Origin of the sequence: Sulfidibacter corallicola (genome assembly GCF_017498545.1) — a bacterium.
Classification (GTDB): domain Bacteria; phylum Acidobacteriota; class Holophagae; order Acanthopleuribacterales; family Acanthopleuribacteraceae; genus Sulfidibacter; species Sulfidibacter corallicola.
The window spans coordinates 5,550,045-5,565,578 of sequence record NZ_CP071793.1; the positions used below are offsets into that span (position 1 = coordinate 5,550,045).

Sequence of the window (15,534 nt, forward strand, 5' to 3'; positions counted from 1 at the left end):
GGACCAGCCGGGCTCCTTTTTTAAATCAGCTCAAACAGGATCGGGAACGTGGGGGCGTTCGATCGGGGTTCCGCGTTCCGATGTCCGAAAGTGGTGTTCCATGAAGCAAATCATCGCCATCGACGGCCCCAGCGGGGTGGGCAAGAGTTCGGTTTCCAAACAGCTCGCCAAAGCTTTGGGTTGGACCTATCTGGACACGGGCGCGACCTATCGGGCCGTCACGCTGGCGTGGCTGCGGTCCGACCGAAAGGTCGAGCGGCTCGCGGACGGTGCCTGGCTCGCCGGCCTCGATATCGATTTTCGCGAGGGCGCGGTCTATCTCAATGGCGAGGATGTCAGCCAGGCGATCCGAACGGAGGAAGTGACCGCCCAGGTGAGCCTGGTCAGCGCCCAGTCAGGGGTTCGGGCCGACCTGACCCGCTTGCAACGCAAGATCGGCAATCTCAGGCCGTGCATCTTGGATGGTCGCGATATCGGGACCGTCGTGTTTCCCGATGCCTTTCTCAAGGTGTTCCTGACCGCGGGAGAGGCCGTTCGGGCGCGGCGTCGCTGGACCCAGCTCGGAGGCGAGCGCAGCGGACGGAGCTTCGAGCAGGTTCTCGAGGATCAGCGCGTGCGCGACCGCAAGGACGCCTCGCGGTCTCTCGCGCCACTCAAGAAGGCCGACGACGCCTGGGAACTCGATACCGACACCTACGATCAGGACCAGGTGGCGGCCCTGATCGAGCGGGAGGCGCGGCGGCGTTTGGGCGAAGGTTCCGAACCCGGGAACCCATGATTTTCGGGATGATCGAACGGCTGCGCGGTTGGGCGATGCCCTACCCCTTTTGGTTGGCCTCCCTGGGCGCACGCGGAGAGTACCTGGTGCGTCGCGACTTCCACCGCCGGGGTTACCATTGCCTGGCCACCAACTGGCGCCATCGCCACGGCGAGATCGACCTGATCGTGGCCAACGCCAGACGGTTGGTGTTCGTGGAGGTCAAGACCCGCGGCGGGCCCGAGCCTCCGCCGATCGGCGACACGATCAGCCACGACCAGAAACGACGATTGCGCCGATTGGCCGAGATCTATCGCAACCGCTGGCCGGCGCGCGACGTGCCCTGGCAGTTCGTACTCGCCCTGGTTTCCGTACCGCGAACCGATACCCGATTCTGCCGGGGGATTCGCATCCAGCTCGCCGACCTGTTCTGAGGCGCGAGCGCGACAAGTGCCAGCCAAATCAATGTGGTACGAGGTTTTGCGAGGGCGCGGTGTTTTTGGGTTTCTGATGAATTGTCAGACCACATATGTTTTAATTAGAGATTGGTTCCCAGTATGTGATATTCGTTGGATTTTCCCTTGAAAGACCTATCCCGCAAGCTCCCTCGTCCCTGTTGTCGGCTTCCCCTCGTGTTCCTCTCCTCTATTTCCACGACCCTTTCATCCCGAACCGATTCCAAGTTCCCACCACGGTGGTTGAGAAGCGCAAATCTATGAGTCAGTCAAACTCCATTGGGCGTTACGAAGTTGTTCACTTGCTCGGCGAAGGTGCGATGGGGAACGTCTACAAGGCCACCGATCCCTTTATCAAACGCACGGTGGCGATCAAGACCATCAAGCTGGATTCCACCCGCAACGAGAAGGACACCCAGGAATTTTTACAGCGTTTCCAGTTGGAAGCCCAAATCAGCGGAACCCTGAATCACCCGAACATCGTCAGCATCTTCGACGTGGGCGAGCAAGACGGCACGCCGTACATCGCGATGGAGTTCGTCGAAGGCCAGACGCTCAGCCAGTTCACCCAGCAGGATCCCCGGCCCTCGATCGGCGAGCTGATGCAGATCCTGGTGCAGATCGCCTATGCGCTCGATTTCGCGCATTCCAAGGAAGTGGTTCACCGCGACTTGAAACCGGCCAACATCATGGTGATGGACAACGGCACCGCCAAGATCATGGATTTCGGCATCGCCAAGCGCGCCGACAGCCACCTGACCCAGACCGGGGTGTTCCTGGGGACACCCAGCTACAGCAGTCCCGAGCAGGTGCGCGAAGGCCATGTAGATTACCGCAGCGATCTGTTTTCTCTGGGCATTCTGGCCCATGAAACGCTGACCGGCCACCTGCCCTTTCCCGGCCGGACGATTTCCGCGATTCTCTACAAGATCGCCAACGAGGATCCTTCCCTGGCGCCCAATCTCCAGCACCTGCCCCTCGACGTGGGCATCTGGCGGCAGGTATACAACAAGGTCCTGGCCAAGGATCCCAACCAGCGCTTTCAGAGCGCCACCGAATTCCTGCACGCCCTCTATGCGGCGATGCGCCTGGGCAAGGGCGAAAACGAGCGATTGGCCGCGACCTTCGCCAACCCGGTCGGCGTGGCGACCGCTTCGACCTTCGGCGTTCAGAAGAACCTGCAGCGCTCGGAGTTCGAGCGCTCGCTCTCCATGGACAAAACCGTTCGTCTCGGCGAACGATCCGCCACACCGCCTCGTGCGCCCGAGGAACCGCCGCCGAAACCACAGCGCGGCATCCTGTTGACCTTGCTGCTCTTCCTCGGTCTCGTGGTCGCCGTGGGAGCGGCCTGGAAATCGGGCATTCTCCAGGAGTTCTACCAGGATCTGCCGGATATGGCGGGCGAATTGAAAAAGCCACCCGCGGACGAGGGTGGCGAACTCGTCGATGGCGACAAGGGCTCGCCCGGCGAGACCACCGAAACGCCACCGCCGGACACCGCCAAGACCCTCTCCAAATCGCTGTCGATTTCCTCGCAACCGGGCGGCGCCTCCGTGTTTCTGGGGGACCAGAACCTGGGCAAGACACCGCTGTCCTACGTGTGGGAAGCGCCCGAGGGAACCCAGCTCGTCCTGCGGCTCGAGTTGGATCGGTTCGAATCCGGGAGCCGCGTGCTGGTTTTGAACGAGGAACTGGCACCCAAAGTGGATTTCGAGCTCTCGCCCCTGGCGATCACGCGCACCATTCGCTCCGAGCCCGAGGGGGCCACCGTGCGGGTGGACAACCGCAACCTGGGCAAGGCGCCGGTCGAGGCTCAGTTCGTTCCCGGCCAAACCTACAAGATTCGCATGAACCTGGATGGATTTTTGACCCGCAGCTTCACCTGGCGCGAAGGCAAGAGCGACGATAAGTTGTTGACCGCCAAGCTCAAGCCACAACCGCCACCGGGTAAACTCAGCGTGGACACCTTCATGGAGGATCTGACGATCGAGGCCAACGGCAATCGGGTGAAGGGCACCGCCATGCAGCTTTCCGAGGGCCGCCAGGAAGTCGTGCTGCACTCCGAACGCTATTTCTATCGGGAGCGGAAATCGGTGACGATTCGGGCGGGCGAGACCACCAGCCTGACCACGCCGATCATCATCACCGTGCCCAAAGTGGACTTCATCGGCGATTACGTCAAGGTTCGGATCGACGGGAACTACGTGCGGACGGCCGGCAAAATTGACACCACGCCCTTGATAAATCTGAAGATAGCCGCGGGATCACACCGGTTTGACTTTATAGATCGAAATGATAAGATAGTCGCCCAAAAAACAATCGAGGTAAAGCGCAGTGAAGCGATTACTGTGGCTGCGGATGAGTAGACTCGTTCGTTCGAGTCGGATCTGGATTCCGTTTTTCATATTATGTAGTTTGATCGGGCCCCATTGTGCCGCATTGCCTCAAACCGAGGACCAGGCCGAACGTCTGTTCGACAATGCGACCACCTTCATGAGTGCCGGTAAGTACAAGGAAGCCCTGGCGGATCTGGAGTCCATCATCAACAATTACGGCGCCACCGCCACCGCGCCCCGTGCACTGTTGGAGATCGGAACCTACTATCTCGACGTCCAGCAGGACTACGTCAAGGCCCTGGACTACTTTTCCCAGATCCAGAGCCGGTACCCCAGCAGTTCGGCGGCCCCGGCGGCCTATTACTACAAGGCCCAGATCGTCGAACACCAGGGCCAGACTCCGGCCCAACTGGAAGAGGCGGTCGCCGATCTGATTCGCATGACGAATCTGTATCCGGACAACTCCTGGCGGACGGAAGCCAACTTCCTGTTCGGCAAACTCAACCTGCGCCTCAACGATTACGACCTCAGTCTCAGCTACTTCCAGCGCCTGGAGTTCTTCTTCTCCAAGTCCCGCTTCATTCCCCGAGCGCTGCTGTTGAGTGCCAAGGCCGCCTATCTGCGCGGCAATCCCCGCCAATCCGAGTTGATTCTGGCGCGGCTCCAGGCGAATTTTCCCACCAGTGAGGAGGCCGATTTCGCGGGGCAGTTGATGCGCCTGCTGCACCGCTTCACCGGTGACGCGTATCCCGGCCTCCAGTTGGACCAGTCGTTCTACGGTGCGACGCCCAAGAAATTCTCCAATCCCTCCGCCGTGGTGGTGGATTACGCCAACCTGGTGGGGATCGGCGATTCCAAGGGCGCCCATTTCGTCCATATCGGCGGCAACGGCAACGCACCCGGCGCCGTTTCCACCCGTGACCTCGTGGATTTCTGTCGCGATCGCCAAGGCAACCTGTTGCTGGTCTACAAGAACCAGATTCTCGATGCACAACGTCAGGTGAAATACGCCAGCTTGAGCGGAAACGGCACCACCCTGCGCGACATTCGCGGCGTGGCCGTGGATGCCTACGGCCGCCTGCTCGTGGTCGACGACGACGTCAAGGACGTTTGGGCCTTCAGTCGCGACGGGCAGTACCTGAAGTCCTTCGGGCTCAACCGGCCGCGCAAGGTACGCGTCTTCGAGGACGATATCTGGGTCCTCAACGGCGACGACGACACCTTCAGCCGCTTCGACGCGAACTTCGCCCGCCGAGCCCTGCCGGGTCTCGGCCAGATGCGGGACATCGAAGATTTCGATTTCGATCCGTTCGGCAACCTCTACATTCTTTCCGACAAGGGAAACCAACTGAATATCTTGACGCGGAACGGCCGTGCCGTCTCCACCGTCAATCTGAAGAACGGAACCTACCCGCTGAAACAGGCCGAGGCGATCGCCGTCGACGCATCCGGTGCCGTGTATCTGGCCGACCGCCGTGGCGGCGCCGTATATCGTTTTCAATAGATCCGACCCAAACGACCCGAAATGGGATGACCGGTTCAATCTCACGCCTTTGCCATCTCCCGTTCAGCTTCCCGCCATGAGGTGATTCGTGCCTATCTTGATGTTGTTTTTCATGCTGGCTTTTCAAGAAGAAATCACGTCCGAGACGCTCGAGACCAACACCGTACAGGACCGTTTTCAACAGGCCGTCAAGATCTACAATTCGGTCCAGCGCGACCAATCGCGCGAGCTGTTCGAGGGATTGGCCAACGAGTTGGAGTCGCGGGAAGAGCTCAGCGAAGACGAGCGGGTGATCCTGACCGAGAGCTTCAAGTTCCTCGGGGTGCTCTCCTTCCCGGACGGGACGCGCGACTATTTCGAACGCCTGATTCGCTTCGATTCGGCCTACGAGGTCAGCCCCAACGATCTGCCGCCGAAAATCGTCACGGTGTTCGACGCCCTGAAGAAGAGCATGGTGGCCACGCTCGAAATCAAGGCCACCGATGCGGCGACCTTCGCGCCGCTGACCGACGTCACCCTGTGGGTCGACGGCAATTACGTGGGCAAGCTGTCGGGCGAGGGCGTGTTCGACATCCTGGCGGGCACCCATCAGGTGGAACTGCGCAAGATCAACTACAGCACCTATGAATCTCCGGTCGAGGTCTCGCCAGGCGACAAGATTCAACTGGAGGGCTCGCTGGCGCGAACCGCGGCCGAGCTGGTGTTCACGACGTCGCCGCCCGAAGTGGATGTCTTCATCAACGATCAGCCGGTGGGCTCCACCAACCAACCGCTGCGTTTCGACTACCGGGCCGAGATCCGCAAGCTCGGCGTCGCCGAGGAAGATGCGGGCTCGACCCAAATCCACGGTCTCGAACTGGGTACCTACACCGTGCGCTTCGAGAAACCCTGCTACAAGTCCGCGGTGTTTTCGATTCCGGTGGAGGAACTCAAGGAAACCCTGATCAAGCCCATTCGACTGGAACCCTCGGAGGCCTACCTCAACGTGACCACGCCCAAGCAGGCGACCGGCATCGTGTTCCTCGATCAAACCCGCATCGGGATTTTGCCCGTGAGTTCCTACAAGGTCTGCCCCGGCGACTACACGCTGCGCGTCAAGTTCAGCGACGGCGAGTTCGTCAAGCGCCTCACCATCGGCGACGGCGAGACCCGCGACATCTCGGCCGAGCCGCTGCCCTCGATCGCCTGGTTCGGCCTGATGAGTCGCGACGAGGGCGATCCGCCCCAAGATCCCGACGAAATGATCAAGAGCCTCAAGTCGTGGAACGTCATCGACGTGGACCCCTACGACGCCAACCGGGTTCCCGTCAATCCGTTCGCCATTTTGTTCAATGCCGAGAACGACACCATCAGCGACGAGGGCCGGGCCGCCTTGACGCGACACCTGCGCATGGATCTCTACGCGGCGGCCCGCGTCGTGCGCAAGAAGGTGGTGATTCGCCACCTCGAGGTCGCGTTCTGGACGCCGCTGAGCGACAAGATCCGGGTCGTCTCGTTCGATTTTCGGGCCTTTGACCGCATTCGCCAGTTGCTGGCGAACATGGACGGCATGCCTCCCCTGACCCAACCCTGGCTCGGCATTCAAGCAGGCAAGATGGAGGGCGTGCCCGGTTGCCGGGTGCTGGCGGTCAGCCCGGCCAGTCCCTTTGCCGACAAGGTCGGCCGCGGCGACATCATCACCCGAATCAACGGCGTGCCCCTGCGCAATCCCGGTGAGCTGGAGCGCCCCTCCAGTCCCGACCGCGTGACCCTGGAAGTCAACGGAACCACCCTCAGTGCCGCCGCCATCGGCACCATCGCCGAGGTGCCGTTCGATCCGGAGACCTACTGCCCGCAGGCCCTGCTGGCCATGTTCGAAAAATTGAGCAAATACAACCCGGACCCCTTGGTGCGACAGAGCGCGCTCTTCAACCAGGCTCGCTACCAACTGTTCCTGGGCGACTACAAGGAAGCGTTCGATATTTTTTCGACCATGACGCTCAGCATGAACTACGGCGTCAATCAAGGCACCCTGTTCTACTACCAAGGGCTTTGTTTTCAGCGGCTCAAGTTGGCGACGGAGGCTACCTCGGCGTTTACCCAGGTCTTGTCGTTCAAAAACGCCACCCTCTTCAACGCCTATGGACCGCAGGCGGCGTTCTGGGCCGAAAACGAATTGAAGAACACCAATTTTTGATCTTGTCCACGCGCGCGGCCCGGTCTTTTCGGGTTCCGCGCGAATCCTGAAAATACCGCTGGCGGACTCGTCGAGGCGGTACTAGAATCACGAAACCGATCTCGAGTCGGTCGAACGGCCGCATTGTATAATGACTTCCATCGTTCCCTACGCGCGGTTCGCGTCGATCGCGGACATTTATCTTCGAGGTGTGCATGATTTCCGAAGCGTTTATCAAGGATCTCCCGAAAACCGACCTACATATCCATCTCGACGGCTCTTTGCGGATTCCCAGCCTGATTGAAATGGCCCGCGAGCGCAAGGTGGAGCTTCCCTCCTACGACGAGGAAGGGTTGCGGGAGCTGGTGTTCAAGGACGGCTACAACGATCTCAACGAATACCTGCACGGCTTCAAATACACCTGTGGCATTCTGCACGATCCCGAATCGCTGGAACGATGCGCCTACGAGTTGGCCTGGGACAACATCCAGGAAGGGGTGCGCTACATGGAGGTTCGCTTTGCGCCCATGTTGCACGTCAACGCCAACCTCACCCTGGAAGAAGTCCTGGTGGCCGTCGACAAGGGCATGCGGCGCGCCAAACGCGAGTTCAACGACAAGTTGCTGCACAACAACAGTTCCGAACCGCCCTTCGAGTACGGTCTGATCACTTGCGCCATGCGCTTTTTCACCGGTGGCTTCAGTCCTTATTACCAAAAGATTTCCGAAGCCCACCAGTACATGCCGCAGCGGGCCCTGTACGGACTGGCCAGCCTCGAGTTGGCACGCGCGGTGGTGTCCATTCGCGACAAGACCGATCTGCCCATCGTCGGCTTCGACCTGGCCGGTGCCGAGTACGGTTATCCGGCCGAAGATCACGAGGAAGCCTTCGATTTCGTGCACAAGCATTTCATGAAGAAGACGGTTCACGCCGGCGAGGCCTATGGACCGGAATCCATTTTCCAGGCGATCACCAAATTGCACGCCGATCGCATCGGCCACGGATACCACCTTCTCAACGAAGAGTACATCAAGGATCCGAGCATCGAGGACCGCGCCGCCTACATCCGCAGCCTGTGCCAGTACATCGCCGAGTCGCGTTTGACCATTGAAGTGTGCCTCTCCTCCAACATGGATACCGACCCCAACCTGACCTCCGTGGCCGATCATCCCTTCCGTCAGATGAAGGAACTGAAATTGTCCACGACCATCTGCACGGACAACCGTCTCATCTCCCACACCACGGTCACCCGTGAACTCAAACTGGCCGTCGACCACTTCGGTCTGTCCAACCGCGACCTGAAAAGCATCATCATCTACGGATTCAAGCGCAGTTTCTTCCCGCGCGACTATCGTCAGAAGCGCATTTATGTCCGGCGTATCATCGATTATTACAAAGAGATAGAGAAGAAACACGAAGTCGACGTAGCGCCCGTCAACGACTATTGACGGTCGCGGGTATCCCCCCTGTCCCGGGATCCCACACCGGATGCCCCATCGGATAACCGCCCATTCGGGTGGCCCGGTTCGGACATCCAAAACCATCTTTTTTGCCTGATCCTCGCTCGTAACTGAAGTCACGCCTCTTCACATTAACCCGAACTTGAGGGCCGTTTTGAAGTATGTTTAACTCCTTCAAGACGTCCCCCATCGGCAGGGCCACACGGAAGGGAACATGCAGCCAATTTGCAGCGATCAGATCCAGGCACGTTTGCAGGTCCTCACCGACCACGAGCACGAGGAACGGCCGGCCCTCGAGGGTCAACGCAGTTCGGCGGTGTTGATCCCCATTTTGCGCCGCGAGGGCAACCCCATTCTCTATACGCTGCGCAGCCGGCACCTCAAGCACCACGCCAATCAGTTCAGTTTTCCCGGCGGCGTGGTGGAGGACGGCGAATCTCCTTGGCAGGCCGCCTTGCGCGAGGCGGAAGAGGAGATCGGTCTGGAGCCTGGACGCGTGACCCGTATGGGGCGCATTTCGGACGTGTATTCACCTCGCGGGTTCCACATTCAGTGTTTCGTGGGCTTGGTGGATCCCTTCGAACCGCGCCTGAACGAGCAGGAAGTCGAGCGCGTGATCGAAGTACATATGAGCCAATTGTTTGAATCCCAACGCCACTCCCTGCGGCCGTTCATGAACCGCTACAAGGTCCATTATTTCGATTTTTCCGAAGGCCTGGTTTGGGGTGTGACCGGTCAGATTACCTACAATTTACGTGAAGCACTCCTTTAGCTCGGTGGCGTCGGGGCCGGGAATTCAGTACAATTTCAATGCTGTGTAACAGCGGACGGGACGCGGGCGTCACCCCTTCGGCGGGTTCGCGTTCGGCAGGGTTTCGACCAGGGAGATGGCCATGGATTTGATCAACTTCGAGCGCATCATCAGCAATCGCGCGGCCAGTGATCGCACCGGCGAACCGTTCACCAGATGCAGCACCTGTGAGGGTCATCTGGGGCCCAGCGATCTCTTCATCATCGCCAAGGCCTACCACAAGGGGAAATGTGCCATCGAAACGGTGCAATGCGTGACCTGCCAGATGGAGTCGCGCGGGTACGCCTCCGAGCAGTCGACCGAGAACATCATGTTGTACAGTGGTCGTCGCTTCAATCAGTTCATGAACGACCCCATTCAGCGCAAGATGTACCACATCGAGGATCCCAGTTGTTTGATTTCCGGTGAGGAACTGGCCTTGAGCGATACCTTCGAGATGTACTGTTTCAACGTGCCGGGATCCAACCTGGACGACACCAACTTTTTATTCGTGGGGCCCACCGCGATCGAGCAGATGAGCGAATTGTTGTCGGAAGAGACACGGCGGAGCTGGGGACGGCGCGTCGAGGAAATGTCGCCGGACGCACCGGAAATCATCATTTCCCCGGTATTCATGTAGGTCCCCGGCCAAGCGGTCACCGGGACAGGGTCACGCTGGTCCATTTTTCGTGGATCGGGAAATCGAAACCCCGCGGTGCCACGCCCAATTGGAACTCCAACTGGGGGTAGTCGGCGCGCTGGACCCAGAAGGTGCCCGACTCGTCGGCCCTCGGGTACGCGTATTCCTGTGGGTCGGTACGCGCGTTCTGCCTGACGCGACAGTGGATGTCGTAGTCGCCGTCGTGATCGGTGGTGACGTCGATGCCCACCCAGTCGCCGTCCTCGCGGATCGAACCGTAGAGGCGGGGCAGATTGGCCAATTCCGGAACGAGCCCCTCGGCTTCCTCTTGCAGGGCGCGATACCAGGCGTTGATGGTTTCGTCGAAGTTGTAGCCCGCGTGTTGGAAGGTGTCGCGCCACAAGGTGATGCCCTGCAAATCGCTCGGTGCGTCCGCGCGACCCATTGCGGCCAGGATGCGGCCCGGCGCCTCGTCGCCGTGTTGTTCGATCAGAGCCTTGATGAACATGAAGCCGAGGGGGTATACCAAATTGCCGTCGAAGTCGGCGACCAAGGCCCCGTTGTTCATCAGGGTGTCGAAATCGGGTTCCTTGCGGTCGTGGGCCACCGCTGCGATCAACCGGTAGTTGGGTTCGTCAGCCCAGTCGCTGAAAAAGCGTTGCTCCACGTACTCGGCCAGTCCTTCGTTGAAGAACCGCGTGGACTCGAACTCTTCGGACAGCACGTGGTCACTCAACTTGTTCGCGTAGACGTGGGTGGTCTCGTGGGCCAGGGTCGCGATGGCGCGTTGGCGATCCAACAGGGTGCCCGTGCTGATGCGGATGCTCTTCCAGAACGCGAGCCCGGCGATGTGCTGTCCGGCGGGGCTGGAACCGTCGACCGGAATCACGCCCATCGGTTCCGCGGCCAGGAAGGAGACCACCCGATCGTGTGCGGCATCCGCGTCGACCAGGTTGGGTTTGATGGTGTTGGCCAGGTTCTCGGGAAAGCTGAACGTGAAGCGCTCGGTTCGAAATCGGGCCACTTCCCAACTCGCGAACACGGCCGATTGGTCCGAAATCCCGTTTTCCTCGTCACCGTCGGCGATCGTGATCATCAGCAACAGGACCCAGGCCACCACCGAAAGCACGCCGCTGCAGCCCAGCAGGAACCGACCGCCGCTGCGATCGCGCAGGTGTTGTACCGCATTGGCGAGCACCAGGCCGCCGCCGCAGAAGAGCCACCAGGCGAGACCCAGCAGAATCGTGGCCACGGGCAATTGGAGCGCCAACATCCGCCAGGGGATGGGCCAGTGGTGGCCTTCCAACAGCGGTTGGGTCAGGTTGCAGGGGTTCCAGACCGTGATGGCCGGATAGACGCGGTGGATCGCCACGTAGGCCGCGAAGACGAGGGCGGCCAGGATCCATCCGAAGCGCCGCAGGAAGGAAAAGAGAAGACCTGCCGAGAGGAAAATGTAGAGCTGGCAACCTACCAACAGCAGCGAGGTGCCGGCGAGGTTCCAGTGAAATCCGGGATCGATGCTGGTTCGCGAAAAGAACTGCTGGACCAGGCAACGCGCGGTTTCCACGAGCGGTCCCGCGAACAGGACCGCGAAACCGGCCCAGAACTTGGCCCAAAACACCTGTGAGCGACTCGTCGGCAGCCCGTCCAGGAAGTGAATGGTGCGCAGGTCCACCTCGCGAACCAACAAACTGCTGGCCAGCGAAAACGACAGGAAGAAGGCGAACAGGTTGGCCGTATCCCAGCTACCCTCCTGGATGAAGGTCAGGTGGTTCAACAGGGGAGACTGGTCGGGGAAATCGGTCAGCAATTCGAAGATCGCCTCCGTGCAGTAGACCAGTAGAACGAGCACCAGAAACGGTTGTAGCGCCTTGATTTCTTTGAGCAGGAGTTTCCCCATCAGGGCACCTCCATGCGTCGCCACCCGGAAATGATCGGGCAACCCAGGGCTTCGACGTAGAGGGAGACGGTCCAGGCGAAGCGGGTGCGGACCGAGTAGGTCTCGGGAAGGTCGACCCACTCCAGTGCCGTGGGTGCGGGGAGTTCCTCCACCCTGACGTCGCGGGGCGGGATCAGCCATTCGTAGCGAGGCAATCGCAAGTAGCGCAACTGCACCCGTGTTTCGGGCGACAGATCGTCGGGGGATCGCAGCCGAATGGCCAGGCGCCGGGTTTTTTCGGAAAGGGTGCGTGCATTCAGCTCGGCCTCGAGACGGGGGATGGTGGCAAGCGCCTCGGCCCGTTCCGTTCGAGAACGCGCCAGTCGCTCCGACCAACGGGCGACGAGATCCCCGTAGTCGACGTCGGTGTGTTCGAAGATCACCTCGCCGATCGGATTGGCCAACTCGTGGAAAAACGCGCGAAAGTCGCGCTCCGGAGGGCGGCCCAGCTTTTCGCGGAACACGGCCTGCAGGGCGCCCGGATCGCTGTGGTCCAGAAGTTCCTGGACGCCTACCCAGGCCACCGCCCGGGCCATGTCGGTCCCGAGTTGCTCGCGAAAGGAAATCCAGCGAGCCAGGGTCTCCTCACCCCGGAAGGCATGCGACGCATAGGCAGCCCGCAGGTGAACCCGCGCCAGGTGATCCGGTTCCGTTTCATCGCGAAGCAGCCACCATTGCGTGAAACCGTCGATCAACCAGAAATTTCGTTCCAGGTAGACCCGCGTCTGGGAATAGGTGTCCAAAAGCTCGGGAATCAACCATGCGAAAAAGGGCTCGGAATCCCAGGTCTCGGGTTGGTAGCGCATGCGAACCACAAACCCCTCGGCATGGCTCAAATAGCCGAGCTCGAACTTGTCCGGGTCCAGATCCTGGCGCAGGGTGATGAAAATGTCCGGGAGCGGTCCCAGCGAAAGGTAGTCGCGCAACGCGACCAGTTCGGCGTGGGTTTCGTCAGCCAGGGCCTGGCGCGCCGATTCCGTCAAATGGGGATCCTGGCCCACCCGAATCGTGACGCCGTCGCCCTGGACCACCATCGATTCGGACATTTCGTAGGGCGCCTTGGGCCGCTTGTTGTCGTAAAGCGCGATCAGGAGAATGGTGGACAGAAGAATGCCGGACATGAAAATCTTTTCGCGATGGGACATCTTGATGGCGAGCATCGTCGCCACGGAGCCTTCGCGAGCCAGGGACATGACCAGCGCCAGGACCTGGAACAGCAGGCCCAAACCCAAGGCCAGCTTCAAATCGTCGACGGGATAGACCTCCGCTTCGAAGGCGAACCGCGAATCCATGGCCAACGCGATCGGGCCTTTTTCGGACAGGTCCAGATCCAAGGTACTGCTGATGAACAGCGTGCTCAGGGCGATCATGAAAAAGCCGGGAATGCGGTAGCGGCCCATGAAGGCGAAGGCGTAGAGCAGGCTGTAGGCGAAGTATAGAAACACCAGGCTGCGCACCGCGATGATCGAAAGGAGGCCTTCCTGCATCGCCTCGCCGTAGATCCAGGTGGCCCACAGGTACATCAGGAAGGTGGGTGCCACGGTCGCCAGCAGGGCGGTGAAGCCCAGCAGCCACTTCACCCAGAAAATGGAGAGACGGTGAACCGGCAGCGACTCCAGGAACAGTTGGGTCTTGGCGGTGAACTCGCTGTTGACGAGGCGGTGGCCCAACAGCAGGGTGACCGTCAAGGGCGTCACCACGAGGAACACCTGAAATGGCTGCCAGTGGGATCCGCGAGCTCGGTTGGATATGGACATCCACAGCAGCAGGCCGGCCAGGATTTGGACGAGAACCAGCACCAGCAGCATCGTCGTTCCGTGTTGGCGAAACTCCTTTCGAATCAATCCCTGCAGTGCGTTCCCAGTCATACGATCAGGTCCCGTTCCACCGTCAGGCCCAGAAAGATGTCTTCCAGGCTGAGGCGGGATTCCACGGTCTGGTGGTCGCGTTGCCAGGAGTGCCAGGATCTCGGTTCCGCACGCATGACCAGCGAACCGTGTTTGACGTCCTTCTGCAATACCTCGAAGCCGCGAAGCCTCGCCTCGCGTTGCAGGGCTTCCAACCGATTCGGGGCCTGGGGTGCGAAGGGTTCCGGTAACTGGATCTGGCGCACCAGGTCGCCCAGTCGCGTGAGCGATCCCTGGTAACACAGGCGCCCTTCCCGCAGGATGCCGACCCGATCCGAGATGCGCTCCACCTCCTCCACGATATGGGACGAGAACAGGGTGGTTCGCCCCTCGTGGTCGGCCTGGTAACTGACGATGTCCAGGAACTCGCGGCGCGCGGCCGGGTCCAGGCCGGCGGTGGGTTCGTCCAGAATCAGGATTTTCGGGCGGTGGGCCAGGGCCAAGGCCAGGGCCAGCTTGACCCGCATGCCCTGTGACAGGTTCACCACCTTGCGCTTGGCCGGAAGCGAAAAGGTACCCAGCAATTGGCTGTAGTACGTCATGTCCCAACTGGGATAGAACCGGCTGACGAAGCGTCCCAGGTAACGACAGGTCATCCAGGGGTAGAAGAACTGCTCCTGGGAAACGTAGCCGATTTGCTGTTTCTCGACGACGCCGGGTCGCTGGCGAAACTCACCGAACCAGGACAGGCGCCCGCGATCGGCCTTTTGGATGCCCATCAATATCTGAATCGAAGTCGTCTTTCCGGCGCCGTTCCGACCTAGAAAGCCGTAGACTTGACCCTCGCGAACCGATAGGTTCAGGCCTTTGAGAACCTGAAAGCTGCCAAAAGACTTGGTCAGGTCACTCGTTCGCAGTAAAACACGACCCGGCCGTTTGGGGGCTTTGGACGAAGCGGGCGCTTCCTGCATCAATGAGGGCCTCCGCGGGGAACGTATGTGAATCTAGAAGGTTAACGCGAAAAAAAGCGAAGGTGTTCCAGCTTAACAGCTTTGTCGGCAGGCGTCCACGCATGTTTTCCACGGGGCGGGCGTCCCGCGGCATGCCGGGCGGTCTCCGCGACCGGGAAGTCGATACCGGACCGCTTTTCATCCGCGATGGACCATGGTTCCGATAACTTGCAGAAATTCGGCCATGCGAGGTGTCTTCTCCTACACGGGGGAGAGGTGCCCGCGTTTGGGCGCGGCATCCTCGGTGATGACTGGGCGACGGGTCTTTCATTATCTCAAACAAGCCCGCATCCAGAAACAGCGGTTTTGCGGCAGGGGTCGATTGGATTCCATTCGACACGCCTTCTTTTTTGGCACACTCCGGTCACCGATCCCGCTCTTTAGGAACAGCGGCGTCCACGAACGGTGTCGCGTTCGATCGGGCGTGCCCGCGAGCCGAATATGCGTTTCACGGATGTGGCGCCGCATCGTCATGATGGAGAAATCACTGGAAAGATCGAACGCCGCAGATCGTCGCCATCTCAGGGTTTTGACGTGGAACTCAAAGTGCCCTCATCTTTTTTGTGTTAGATTGAAGGACAATACAATGCAGTGACCGGAGCTGAACGGGCGGAATCAGGATCCCTTCGGAATCGTAACCA

The 15,534-nt window shown here is 60.2% G+C and carries 11 protein-coding genes; 8 read left to right on the top strand and 3 right to left on the bottom strand.

Annotated elements, in window-relative coordinates; genetic code table 11:
* The first annotated feature begins 100 nt into the window (after positions 1-100).
* The 8 genes from cmk (at position 101) to J3U87_RS16825 (ending at position 10,097) form a co-directional block, all read left to right on the top strand.
* The gene (gene cmk / locus J3U87_RS16790; RefSeq protein ID WP_237384209.1) at positions 101-778 is read left to right on the top strand and encodes a (d)CMP kinase; all 678 of its coding nucleotides are present in this window, start codon (positions 101-103) and stop codon (positions 776-778) included.
* A complete protein-coding gene (locus tag J3U87_RS16795; protein ID WP_237384210.1) occupies positions 775-1,191 on the top strand; it encodes a YraN family protein in 417 nt (138 codons plus the stop codon). Before cmk ends, J3U87_RS16795 begins: the two co-directional genes overlap by 4 nt.
* Before the next feature lie 281 nt (positions 1,192-1,472).
* A complete protein-coding gene (locus J3U87_RS16800; RefSeq protein WP_237384211.1) occupies positions 1,473-3,578 on the top strand; it encodes a serine/threonine protein kinase in 2,106 nt (701 codons plus the stop codon).
* A 73-nt stretch (positions 3,579-3,651) separates the two neighbouring features.
* Complete coding sequence (locus J3U87_RS16805) at positions 3,652-5,052, top strand: tetratricopeptide repeat protein (RefSeq protein WP_237384212.1); 1,401 nt, start codon at positions 3,652-3,654, stop codon at positions 5,050-5,052.
* A gap of 88 nt (positions 5,053-5,140) precedes the next feature.
* Positions 5,141-7,228: a hypothetical protein gene (locus tag J3U87_RS16810; RefSeq protein WP_237384213.1), complete on the top strand. Its 2,088-nt coding sequence runs from the start codon at positions 5,141-5,143 to the stop codon at positions 7,226-7,228.
* 194 nt (positions 7,229-7,422) lie between these two features.
* Entirely contained in the window at positions 7,423-8,655 is a 1,233-nt protein-coding gene (locus J3U87_RS16815; protein ID WP_237384214.1) for an adenosine deaminase family protein, read from the top strand.
* A 226-nt stretch (positions 8,656-8,881) separates the two neighbouring features.
* A complete protein-coding gene (locus J3U87_RS16820) occupies positions 8,882-9,439 on the top strand; it encodes an NUDIX hydrolase (protein WP_237384215.1) in 558 nt (185 codons plus the stop codon).
* Positions 9,440-9,560: 121 nt separating this feature from the next.
* Positions 9,561-10,097, top strand: coding sequence for a hypothetical protein (locus tag J3U87_RS16825; RefSeq protein WP_237384216.1), 537 nt, complete (start codon positions 9,561-9,563; stop codon positions 10,095-10,097).
* Positions 10,098-10,113: 16 nt separating this feature from the next.
* Here J3U87_RS16825 and J3U87_RS16830 read toward each other — a convergent pair whose 3' ends face one another.
* Genes J3U87_RS16830 through J3U87_RS16840 form a run of 3 tightly spaced genes read right to left on the bottom strand, consistent with a single transcriptional unit; the run spans position 10,114 to position 14,854 of the window.
* Complete coding sequence (locus tag J3U87_RS16830) at positions 10,114-11,997, bottom strand: DUF308 domain-containing protein (RefSeq protein WP_237384217.1); 1,884 nt, start codon at positions 11,995-11,997, stop codon at positions 10,114-10,116.
* Positions 11,997-13,904 carry an ABC transporter permease gene (locus J3U87_RS16835; protein WP_237384218.1) on the bottom strand — a complete coding sequence of 636 codons (1,908 nt, stop codon included), beginning with the start codon at positions 13,902-13,904 and terminating at the stop codon, positions 11,997-11,999. The genes J3U87_RS16830 and J3U87_RS16835 overlap by 1 nt, the downstream gene beginning before the upstream one ends.
* On the bottom strand, positions 13,901-14,854 hold the full coding sequence (locus J3U87_RS16840) for an ABC transporter ATP-binding protein (RefSeq protein WP_237384219.1): 954 nt from the start codon (positions 14,852-14,854) through the stop codon (positions 13,901-13,903). The genes J3U87_RS16835 and J3U87_RS16840 overlap by 4 nt, the downstream gene beginning before the upstream one ends.
* Positions 14,855-15,534 lie beyond the last annotated feature (680 nt).

Coding starts and splice junctions, on each gene's coding strand:
- cmk (WP_237384209.1), top strand. CDS start 101: ATGAAGCAAATCATCGCCATCGACGGCCCCAGCGGGGTGGGCAAGAGT.
- J3U87_RS16795 (WP_237384210.1), top strand. CDS start 775: ATGATTTTCGGGATGATCGAACGGCTGCGCGGTTGGGCGATGCCCTAC.
- J3U87_RS16800 (WP_237384211.1), top strand. CDS start 1,473: ATGAGTCAGTCAAACTCCATTGGGCGTTACGAAGTTGTTCACTTGCTC.
- J3U87_RS16815 (WP_237384214.1), top strand. CDS start 7,423: ATGATTTCCGAAGCGTTTATCAAGGATCTCCCGAAAACCGACCTACAT.
- J3U87_RS16820 (WP_237384215.1), top strand. CDS start 8,882: ATGCAGCCAATTTGCAGCGATCAGATCCAGGCACGTTTGCAGGTCCTC.
- J3U87_RS16825 (WP_237384216.1), top strand. CDS start 9,561: ATGGATTTGATCAACTTCGAGCGCATCATCAGCAATCGCGCGGCCAGT.
- J3U87_RS16830 (WP_237384217.1), bottom strand. CDS start 11,997: ATGGGGAAACTCCTGCTCAAAGAAATCAAGGCGCTACAACCGTTTCTG.
- J3U87_RS16835 (WP_237384218.1), bottom strand. CDS start 13,904: ATGACTGGGAACGCACTGCAGGGATTGATTCGAAAGGAGTTTCGCCAA.
- J3U87_RS16840 (WP_237384219.1), bottom strand. CDS start 14,854: ATGCAGGAAGCGCCCGCTTCGTCCAAAGCCCCCAAACGGCCGGGTCGT.